The organism is Massilia sp. YIM B02763 (assembly GCF_030412015.1).
Taxonomy (GTDB): Bacteria; Pseudomonadota; Gammaproteobacteria; order Burkholderiales; family Burkholderiaceae_D; genus Telluria.
On record NZ_JASNRD010000014.1, the window covers coordinates 147,365 to 155,961 of the forward strand.

General features: G+C 68.4%; 11 protein-coding genes. 7 read left to right on the forward strand and 4 right to left on the reverse strand.

Features of this window, described 5'->3' with window-relative positions; all coding sequences use genetic code 11:
- Window positions 1-5: 5 nt before the first annotated feature.
- Complete coding sequence (xerC, locus tag QPK32_RS17885; RefSeq protein ID WP_290414148.1) at window positions 6-1,049, reverse strand: tyrosine recombinase XerC; 1,044 nt, start codon at window positions 1,047-1,049, stop codon at window positions 6-8.
- 237 nt (window positions 1,050-1,286) lie between these two features.
- On the opposite strand from xerC, the gene QPK32_RS17890 reads away from it, so the two are divergent.
- Both QPK32_RS17890 and QPK32_RS17895 read left to right on the forward strand, forming a co-directional pair.
- The gene (locus QPK32_RS17890; RefSeq protein WP_290414149.1) at window positions 1,287-1,589 is read left to right on the forward strand and encodes a Dabb family protein; all 303 of its coding nucleotides are present in this window, start codon (window positions 1,287-1,289) and stop codon (window positions 1,587-1,589) included.
- 54 nt (window positions 1,590-1,643) lie between these two features.
- Window positions 1,644-2,531, forward strand: coding sequence for an SDR family NAD(P)-dependent oxidoreductase (locus tag QPK32_RS17895; RefSeq protein ID WP_290414150.1), 888 nt, complete (start codon window positions 1,644-1,646; stop codon window positions 2,529-2,531).
- A gap of 92 nt (window positions 2,532-2,623) precedes the next feature.
- On the opposite strand, the gene QPK32_RS17900 is transcribed toward QPK32_RS17895, so the two are convergent.
- Genes QPK32_RS17900 through QPK32_RS17910 form a run of 3 tightly spaced genes read right to left on the reverse strand, consistent with a single transcriptional unit; the run spans window position 2,624 to window position 4,760 of the window.
- On the reverse strand, window positions 2,624-3,382 hold the full coding sequence (locus QPK32_RS17900) for an NRDE family protein (protein ID WP_290414151.1): 759 nt from the start codon (window positions 3,380-3,382) through the stop codon (window positions 2,624-2,626).
- Window positions 3,373-3,687, reverse strand: coding sequence for a DUF4936 family protein (locus tag QPK32_RS17905; protein WP_290414152.1), 315 nt, complete (start codon window positions 3,685-3,687; stop codon window positions 3,373-3,375). The genes QPK32_RS17900 and QPK32_RS17905 overlap by 10 nt, the downstream gene beginning before the upstream one ends.
- A 14-nt stretch (window positions 3,688-3,701) precedes the next feature.
- The gene (locus tag QPK32_RS17910) at window positions 3,702-4,760 is read right to left on the reverse strand and encodes a folate-binding protein YgfZ (protein WP_290414153.1); all 1,059 of its coding nucleotides are present in this window, start codon (window positions 4,758-4,760) and stop codon (window positions 3,702-3,704) included.
- Window positions 4,761-4,894: 134 nt separating this feature from the next.
- Here QPK32_RS17910 and mltG point away from each other — a divergent pair, with 134 nt between their 5' ends.
- Genes mltG through QPK32_RS17935 form a run of 5 tightly spaced genes read left to right on the forward strand, consistent with a single transcriptional unit; the run spans window position 4,895 to window position 8,496 of the window.
- Window positions 4,895-5,896: an endolytic transglycosylase MltG gene (gene mltG, locus QPK32_RS17915; RefSeq protein ID WP_290414154.1), complete on the forward strand. Its 1,002-nt coding sequence runs from the start codon at window positions 4,895-4,897 to the stop codon at window positions 5,894-5,896.
- Window positions 5,893-6,516: a dTMP kinase gene (gene tmk, locus QPK32_RS17920; protein ID WP_290414155.1), complete on the forward strand. Its 624-nt coding sequence runs from the start codon at window positions 5,893-5,895 to the stop codon at window positions 6,514-6,516. The genes mltG and tmk overlap by 4 nt, the downstream gene beginning before the upstream one ends.
- A complete protein-coding gene (locus QPK32_RS17925) occupies window positions 6,507-7,538 on the forward strand; it encodes a DNA polymerase III subunit delta' (RefSeq protein WP_290414156.1) in 1,032 nt (343 codons plus the stop codon). The genes tmk and QPK32_RS17925 overlap by 10 nt, the downstream gene beginning before the upstream one ends.
- A gap of 10 nt (window positions 7,539-7,548) precedes the next feature.
- On the forward strand, window positions 7,549-7,926 hold the full coding sequence (locus tag QPK32_RS17930) for a PilZ domain-containing protein (RefSeq protein WP_290414157.1): 378 nt from the start codon (window positions 7,549-7,551) through the stop codon (window positions 7,924-7,926).
- Window positions 7,927-7,977: 51 nt separating this feature from the next.
- Complete coding sequence (locus QPK32_RS17935) at window positions 7,978-8,496, forward strand: GNAT family N-acetyltransferase (RefSeq protein ID WP_290414158.1); 519 nt, start codon at window positions 7,978-7,980, stop codon at window positions 8,494-8,496.
- Window positions 8,497-8,597 lie beyond the last annotated feature (101 nt).

Here is an 8,597-nt window from a genome sequence, read left to right on the forward strand (position 1 = left end):
GTGAATCAACCGTGTCGCTCCTGTTCAGGCGGGATGTCGTCGTCCGGCATCGCGTCGGCCGCCGCATCTTCCTTGCGCACGCGCGCATGGCGGTAGGCGTCGGTCGAACGCTCCAGTGCCAGCCCCAGCGCCGTCGTCAATTCGTCCTGCGGCGTGCCCTGCTGCAGCTGCTGGAAGGCGAAGGTATTGCGCAGCGTACGACCGCCCGCGTGGGCGGCCGGGATGCCGGCGCGCTGGAAGGTGGCGCGCACCTGGCGGTAGACGGTGGCCTTGTGCAGGGGCTCGCCATCCATGTTGGCGGGAAAGGCGAGGTTGCCGGGAATGCCCAGCGCATCGCGCTCGTCCAGCCAGGCGAACAGCTCGGCCACGCCGGCGCGCGGCAGCGTCACCGTGTGCTCGTAGCTGGTGGGGTGCTTGGCCTCCGGCGTGATCGACAGTGCGATGCCGCCGTCGACGTCGGCCTGGCGGCCGACCTCGTCGACCAGCAGGCCGATCGCCTCGGCCACGCGCAGGCCGGACAGCGCCATCACCACCTGCATCGCGCGGTCGCGCCGGCGCTTCCAGCCGGCCCCGCTGCGCCGTTCCTCCTCGCGCACGGCGGGCAGGGCGGCCAGGAAGCGCTGCAACTGGTCCGTGTCGAGCGCCGTCATGGGGGCATCCTTGGGCGTGAGTTCGCGGTCCGAGGCGATGATCGCCTGGCGGGCCGGGTTGGGCGCGCGGCCCAGGTACTCGAACACGCGCTCCAGCAAGCGCAGGTAGCGGTAGGCGATCTTGCTGTTCAGGTCGCGCTTGCCGCGGTCGGACAGCAGCACGAATTCGCGCAGGTCGGCGGGGGAGATCGTGGACATGCGCAAGCCGCGCTCGAGCATCCAGGCGGCGAACTTGCCGAACATGAAGCGGTAGATGGCGGCCGACTCCGGCGAGATCGGGGTCGCGACCGTGTCGCGGTTGCGGCTCGATGTTTCGACGAAGGCCGGGGTGACGACGAAGGCGGCGAATTCCTCGGCCGGGCGGGCGTCCCAGGCGGCGAGCGATGGAGTAGTGGTCATGATCGTGCTAACGGGAACGGGAAGCCATGGCGGCTTGCCACTATCTTGCAACTAACCGACAAGTGCCGTCAATGGCGCACGCCGCGGCCCTCATTGTCAGATAATTTGCAACTAACCGACAAGCGACCAACGAACCATTACCCCAGCCACCAGGGCGAAGGGCGCAAGATGCATTCGCATCCGCCTTGCCGCTCTTATAAAATAAGGACTTCTGAAACATCCAGCGAGAAGAAACGCATGCTCAAGCACATCGTCATGTGGAAACTGAAGGACCACGCCGAAGGGGCGGACCGCGCCGCCAACGCCGTCGAAATGAAGCGCCGGCTCGACGAGTGCGCGCACATCGTGCCCGGCATGCACGCCTTCGAGGTCACGATCGCCCAGCCGGGCCTGGAGGCCACGTACGACGTCGTGCTGTATTCGGAGTTCGAGGACAAGGTGGCGCTGGACGCTTACGCGCAGCATCCTCTGCACAAGGCGCTGGTGCCGTTCATCGGCGCGATCCGCGCCGAACGCCAGTGCATGGATTACGTGGTCTGAGCGGCGCTGCCGGCAGCCCGGGGATGCTTGGGCAACCGTGGGGGAGGTGAGGGTATGAACGATTTCGCGGGACTGGTCGCCGTCGTCACGGGCGCGGCTGGAGGCCTGGGGCGGGCGATCGCGGAGCGGGCGGCGGCGCTGGGCATGAAGCTGGTGCTGGCCGACCTCGATGCGGATGCGCTCGAGGTGGCGAGCGAGGAATTGCAGGCGCGCGGAAGCGAGGTGCTGGCCCTCGTGTGCGACGTGCGCAAGTGCACGCACGTCGAAGAACTGGCCGATGCGGCGATGATCCGCTTCCATGCCGTGCACGCGCTGTTCAACGTGGGCGCTTGCGGCGTACCCGGCCTCGTGTGGGAATACGCGGAGGCCGATTGGGAAGCGGGCGCCGGCGCGAACCTGGCCGGCGCCGTCAACGGCGTGCGCATCTTCGCGCCGCTGATGCTCGGCTGCGCGGCGCGCGACCCGGCCTATCGGGGCCACATCGTGAACACGGCGGCGTTGCACGGCCTGGCCGGCGCGCCGGCGCTGGGCATGGACAATGTCTCGGCGCATGGCTTGCTGGCCTTGTCCGAGACGCTGTACCACGACTTGCGCCTCGTCGATGCCCCGGTGACGGCGTCGCTGCTGTGCGCACGCGTGCTGCCCAAGCCGCCGGCGCAGGCGCATCATCATCGCGGCGAGGCACATGCGCAGACGCTGGATGAGGACGGGAAGCAGGCCGTGCACCGCCTCGTCGAGGACGCGCTGCCGGCGGCGCCGGCGACGCCGGAAGAAGTCGCGCGACACGCATTCGAAGGGATGGCGCGGGGAGAGTTCCTGCTGTGCGCCGATCCGCAGACGCTGGTGGCGATGGCGGAACGGATCGCCGCCCTCGAGCGCGGCCGGGCGCCCGCCGATCCGCTGGACCTGGCGCCGCGGATCCGAGAACGTTTATCCCGGTAGCTGCGCGTGCGGTGGGCACGTGGTGCCCACCCTACCGGTACGTCTGCAAAGATACCGTAGGGTGGGCACCACGTGCCCACCATGCGTTCCCATTACGTCGTCTCGTGAGGGCAGGGCTCCAGCACGCGTTCGTGCAGTTCCGGCTCGCCCGATTCGTACAGCTTGACGACGGTGGACGTGCGCGTGCCGTAGCCCGGGAGCTCGATGCACACGGCGGACAGCTGGCGTTCCAGGTCAATGGGGACGCCCGTGTCGGGCAGGCGCATGTCGGGCGCGCGCGTGGTGTCGGCCAGCATCTCGAAATAGGCGTCCTCCGGCGCGCCCTGCAGCAGCAGGCTCGCGAAGCTGGCCTTGGTGCGCACCACCTTCGGCCAGGGCGCGTCGAGCAGGCCGTTCGACACGCCGTAGATGCCCGGCTCCAGCGGCTTGCCGTTGCGCGGATCGTCGCCGGCCCGGTTCGAGAACCAGTAGATGCCGGCGCGGTCGCCCAGGATCAGGTTGAAGCCGTTGTAGGCGCCGGCGTGTGGCGCGATGCGCGCCAGGTAGGCCGGCGCGTCCAGGTCGCCCTTCAGGAAATCGGCGACGAGGGCGCCGCGCGTCGGCGCGTCGCTGCGGAAGTCGTGGGGCGCGCGGATATTGGTCAGCGCGGCGAACTTCGGTCCGGCCGGGCCATCGGTGGTCACGCCCATCCAGCTGCCGCCGCCTTGCAGATCGCGGCCGGCGACGATGTGCGGGTAGTCGGGCCACGGGCCGGCCGGCGTGGCGGGGCGGTCGTAGTATTCGTCCCGGTTGGCACAGGCGACCAGCGGCAGCCCCGGGATCACGCGCCAGGCGAAGACGATCAGGCACATGGCGCGGTATCCAGGCTGGCGGCGGGCGCCAGGTCCGTGAAGACTTCGGCGCGGCGCGGTCCGGCGATGAAGGCATCGACGCCCGCTTCCTGCGCGGCGGCATCCAGCACGGCGGCGAAATCGTCGGCCACCGCCGGATACACCTCCATCCAGGTCTGCAGGCCGTCGCGCGCTTCGGGGCGGCGTTTCAGTTGCGCCGCCGCGGCGTGGTGCCCGGCCAGCGCTTGCTGCAGCGCGCGCACGCGCGGCGCCAGGGCGTCGGCGTCGATCTCGCGCACCTTGTAGTAGACGTACAGGTCGATCATGGTGCGATTCCGCCTCAGGCCTCGGCCGCGTCGAGCGGATACGGCAACGGCGCGAAGCGCAGCAGGGTGCCGCCGGCGGCGCCGTGGCGCACCTCGCCCTCCAGCGCGGCCAGCTTGATCTCGACCAGCACGTCGGCGCCGCCTTGCCCGTTCGGGGCGGCATTCACGATCATGCCGCAGGGCTGGTCCGGATCGTCGGCCGCGAACACCTCGTCGCCGGGGCGCGCCGCCGCGTTGTCCAGCGAGGCCAGGGACATGCGGCGTTTCAGCTTGCCAAGGTACTGGCTGCGGGCGACGATTTCCTGGCCCGGATAGCAGCCCTTCTTGAAATTGACGCCGCCGATCAGCTCGTAGTTGATCATCTGCGGCACGAACTGTTCCTGCGTCGGCTGCGTCACCTGCGGCACGCCGGCATGGATGGCCGACAGTTCCCAGGCCGCGTTGCCGCCGAAGGCCAGGGCCAGGCGCAGCGCGGGCAGGGCGGCGACGGCGCTGGACGTCGAGGTCAGCCACAGGTAGCGCGGCGCGCCGAAAGCGTCGGCCACGCGCAGCACGGTGCCGAAGCCGCCCTCGGTGCGGGTGTAGGGCGCGGTTGGCAGCGCATCGACGAGCATGCGCAGCGCAGCTTCCGCGCGTTCGCCGCCCAGGCCCAGGACGGCCACGCGTTCAGGTTCCTCGGTGGCGTCGCGCAGCTTGGCCTTGGCGCGCAGCACGAACATCGACAGGCGCTTCTGCAGCGGCGCCTGGATGGCGCGCGGCAGCTGCAGCCAGACGGCGTCGGCATCGCGCCAGGTCAGGAAGGTGGCTTGCAGGCGGCCTTTCGGCGTGCAGTAGCCGGCCAGGCGCACGTCCGCCTGGCCGAGGTGCTCGACGTCGTTGGTCAGCTGGTTGTGCAGGAAGCCAGCGGCATCCTCGCCGGCGACGGCGATCAGTCCGAGATCGGTGACGGCGGCGACGAAGCCGCCGGCCAGGTCGGCCGCCGTGAGGACGGTGCCGAAGTCGTCGATCTCGCCGGCCCTTTCGGGATGGAAGCGGGCGCCCTGGGCGCTCAGGTGGTCGATCCACTCGTTCATACACTGAGTCATACGCTGATTCATACCCTGAGAATATATTTCCGATTATGCGTTAACGGCTTTATCATTACGGCCTCATTATAGAGTTGTCGACGAAATCGCGCCGGCCACGGCGCAAAACCACTTCGAGCAGAATGGCACTGATAAAAAAACTCATCGTCACGGGCGCGATCGTGTCAGTCGCGGCCGTCGGGGCATTCCAATGGTGGGCCGGACGGCCGATCGCCACGGACGGCCCCGCGATTCCCTTCGCCGTCGCCTCGGGCAGCGGCGTCGCCGGCGCGGCCCAGCAGATGGTCACGGCGGGCATCCCCATCAATACCTTCCTGTTCGGCGTGCTGGCGCGCGTGACGGGCCAGGCCGGCCGCATCAAGGCCGGCAGCTACGAATTCGAACCGAACACCTCGCCGCGCGGCCTGCTGGACAAGCTGGTGCGCGGCGACTTCGCCCAGGACCAGCTCACCGTCATCGAAGGCTGGACCTTCCGCCAGATGCGCCAGGTCGTCGACGCCGCGCCGAACCTGAAGCACGACACCGTCAAGCTGTCGGACGAGGAACTGCTGGCCAAGATCGGCCCCGAGTACAAGGCGGCCGAAGGCCTGTTCTTCCCCGATACCTACCTGTTCGCGCGCGGCTCGAGCGACCTCGATATCTACAAGCAGGCGCACGAGGCGATGATGAAGCGCCTCAAGGCCGCCTGGGACAAGCGCGAGCCGGGCCTGCCGTACACGAACCCCTACCAGGCGCTGATCATGGCCTCGCTGGTCGAGAAGGAAACGGGCAAGAAGAGCGAGCGCGCGATGATCGCCGGCGTGTTCGTCAACCGCCTGCGCACGGGCATGCTGCTGCAGACCGACCCCACCGTCATCTACGGCATGGGCGACAAGTACGCCGGCAAGATCCGCAAGAAGGACCTCGAGACGGACACCCCGTACAACACCTACACGCGTCCCGGCCTGCCGCCCACGCCGATCGCGCTGCCGGGCGTGGAGTCGCTGGCGGCCGCGCTGGCGCCGGCCAAGACCGAGGCCCTGTACTTCGTCTCGCGCGGCGACGGCACCAGCCATTTTTCGGCGAACCTGAACGACCATAACAAGGCCGTCAACCAGTACCAGCGCAACGGGGCCTCGCAATGACACTGGCTGCGACGCGGGGGCGTTTCCTCACCTTCGAAGGCATCGACGGCGCCGGCAAGTCGACCCATATCGGCTACGTGACGGACCTGCTGAAGGATGCCGGCAAGACGGTCGTGTCCTCGCGCGAGCCGGGCGGCACGCCGCTCGGGGAAAAGCTGCGCGACCTGCTGCTGCACGAGAAGATGCACCTGGAGACGGAAGCGCTGCTGATGTTCGCCAGCCGGCGCGAGCACATCGCCCAGGTGATCGAGCCGGCCCTGGCGCGCGGCGACTGGGTGCTGTCCGACCGCTTCACCGACGCCAGCTTCGCCTACCAGGGCGGCGGGCGCGGCATGGACCGGACGAAGATGGAAGCGCTGGAGCACTGGGTGCACCCGCTCCTGCAGCCGGACCTGACGCTGCTGTTCGACGTGCCGCTGGCCGTCGCGCGCGAACGCCTGGACGCCACCCGCGCGCTCGACAAGTTCGAGCAGGAGCAGGCGGACTTCTTCGAGAAGGTCCGCAACGAGTACTTGAGACGCGCCGCGCAGTTTCCCGGCCGCATCGTCGTGATCGACTCGACCCAGTCGATCGATGCCGTGCGGGCGGACTTGCGCGCTGCGTTGGAGAAATGGTTGTGACAATGTATCCCTGGCAGCAGGAGCCCTGGGCCCGGCTGCAGCACCTGCGCGAGCGCCTGCCGCACGCGATCCTGTTCCACGGCCCCGCCGGCATCGGCAAGGCCGATTTCATCGAAGCCTTCGCCCAGGCGCTGCTGTGCGAGAACGTGCGGCCGGACGGGCATGCCTGCGGCGAATGCGCGTCCTGCGGCTGGTTTGCCCAGGGCAACCACCCCGACTACCGCCGCGTGCGGCCGGAAGCGCTGGAAGACGAAGCCCCGGCGGCCGAAGGCGAAGAGGGCGGCGAGGACAAGAAAGCCAAGTCGAGCAAGACCGCGTCCAAGGACATCAAGATCGAACAGGTGCGCAGCCTGTCCGACTTCATGAACATCTCCACGCACCGCCAGGGCTTGCGCGTGGTCGTGCTGTATCCGGCCGAGGCGCTGAACATGCCGGCGTCGAATGCGCTGTTGAAGACGCTGGAAGAGCCGCCGCCGGGGACCGTGTTCCTGCTGGCGTCGAACAGCCTGGACCGCTTGCTGCCGACGATCCTGTCGCGCTGCCGCAAGTTCGCGCTCGCCATGCCGGACCACGCCCAGGCGCTGGCCTGGCTGCAGCAGCAGGGCGTGCAGGACGCCGACGGCTGGCTGCGCGAGCAGGGCGGCGCGCCGCTGGCGGCGCTGGCCCAGTCCGAGACGGGCAACCGCGACGAGCTCGATGCGCTGCTGCAGATCCTGGCCCAGCCCAGCGTCGACGCGGCGCTGCGCGCGGCCGACCGCCTGAGCAAGACGCCCTTGTCCGCGCTCGTCGCCTGGCAGCAGCGCTGGCTGTATGATGTGTTCTCGTACAAGCTGTCCGGCACCATCCGCTACTATCCGCGCTACCAGCGCGAGCTGGCGGGCCTGGCGGCAAGGATGTCCACGCCGAACCTGATGCGCGCCATCAAGAGTGCCAACGAGCGGCGCGCCGTGGCGGACCACCCGCTGTCGCCGAAACTGTTTGTCGAAGACATGCTGCTTGACTACACTGCCTGCTGCGCTTGAAAGGAATCCGATGAACGGCCTGCCCACCGACCCGACCGCCCCGCAGCCGCCGCGGCCGTCCGTGCTGTCGCTGGCCATCAAGGAAAAGGCGGCGCTGTACGCCGCCTACATGCCTTTCCTCAAGAACGGCGGCATGTTCGTGCCGACCAACAAGCCGTACAAGATCGGCGACGAAATCTACCTGATCCTGTCGCTGATGGACGACCCCAACAAATACCCGATCGCCGGCAAGGTCGCCTGGATCACCCCGGCCGGCGCGAACAACAACAAGGCGCAGGGCATCGGCGTGCACTTCCCGGCCGACGAGGCCGGCCAGCGCGCCAAGCTGCGCATCGAAGAAATCCTGGGCGCCGCGCTGCGCTCCGCGCGTGCCACCCATACTTTGTGACGCGTCACGAAAAATCCTTTCCTCCAACCTGCTGCAACCGCCGTCCGTTTCATGCCCGACTACCGCCATCGCCTCGCCCGCATCGAAGACCTGCCCGTCATCGTCGACATCTACAACTCCACCATCGCCTCGCGCGAAGTGACCGCCGACACGGAACCCATCACCGTGCAATCGCGCGAAGCCTGGTTCCACGACCACACGCCGGAGCGCCGCCCCCTGTGGGTGATCCACGACGCGGCCGACACGTCGGACGAGCCGGCCGTGATCGGCTGGCTGTCGTACTCGAATTTCTACGGCCGCCCCGCGTATTCCGGCACGGCCGAACTGTCGATCTATATCGCGGAAACCTGGCGCGGCAAGGGCATCGGCCGCTACTGCCTGGAGCAGGCGATGGCGTTCGCGCCGAACGTGAACGTGCACACCTTGCTCGGCTTTATCTTCGGCCACAATGCGCCGAGCCTGGCGCTGTTCCGCAAGTACGGCTTCGAGACGTGGGCGCATTTCCCGCGCGTGGCGAACCTGGATGGGGTGGAGCGGGATTTGATCATTCTCGGCAAGCGGGTCGCCTGAGTGTGAAAGGCCGTCGCCCCTGCGCAGGCAGGGGCCCAATTTAGTGTGACGCGAACGAAAAACAATTGGGCCCCTGCCTTCGCAGGGGCGACGCGGGGGGG

What these genes read in the sequence shown, in the direction of transcription:
- tmk (WP_290414155.1), top strand. Translation starts at nt 5,893, where the DNA reads ATGACACTGGCTGCGACGCGGGGGCGTTTCCTCACCTTCGAAGGCATC.
- QPK32_RS17890 (WP_290414149.1), top strand. Translation starts at nt 1,287, where the DNA reads ATGCTCAAGCACATCGTCATGTGGAAACTGAAGGACCACGCCGAAGGG.
- QPK32_RS17905 (WP_290414152.1), bottom strand. Translation starts at nt 3,687, where the DNA reads ATGATCGACCTGTACGTCTACTACAAGGTGCGCGAGATCGACGCCGAC.
- QPK32_RS17910 (WP_290414153.1), bottom strand. Translation starts at nt 4,760, where the DNA reads ATGAACGAGTGGATCGACCACCTGAGCGCCCAGGGCGCCCGCTTCCAT.
- QPK32_RS17895 (WP_290414150.1), top strand. Translation starts at nt 1,644, where the DNA reads ATGAACGATTTCGCGGGACTGGTCGCCGTCGTCACGGGCGCGGCTGGA.
- QPK32_RS17935 (WP_290414158.1), top strand. Translation starts at nt 7,978, where the DNA reads ATGCCCGACTACCGCCATCGCCTCGCCCGCATCGAAGACCTGCCCGTC.
- xerC (WP_290414148.1), bottom strand. Translation starts at nt 1,049, where the DNA reads ATGACCACTACTCCATCGCTCGCCGCCTGGGACGCCCGCCCGGCCGAG.
- QPK32_RS17930 (WP_290414157.1), top strand. Translation starts at nt 7,549, where the DNA reads ATGAACGGCCTGCCCACCGACCCGACCGCCCCGCAGCCGCCGCGGCCG.
- mltG (WP_290414154.1), top strand. Translation starts at nt 4,895, where the DNA reads ATGGCACTGATAAAAAAACTCATCGTCACGGGCGCGATCGTGTCAGTC.
- QPK32_RS17925 (WP_290414156.1), top strand. Translation starts at nt 6,507, where the DNA reads ATGGTTGTGACAATGTATCCCTGGCAGCAGGAGCCCTGGGCCCGGCTG.
- QPK32_RS17900 (WP_290414151.1), bottom strand. Translation starts at nt 3,382, where the DNA reads ATGTGCCTGATCGTCTTCGCCTGGCGCGTGATCCCGGGGCTGCCGCTG.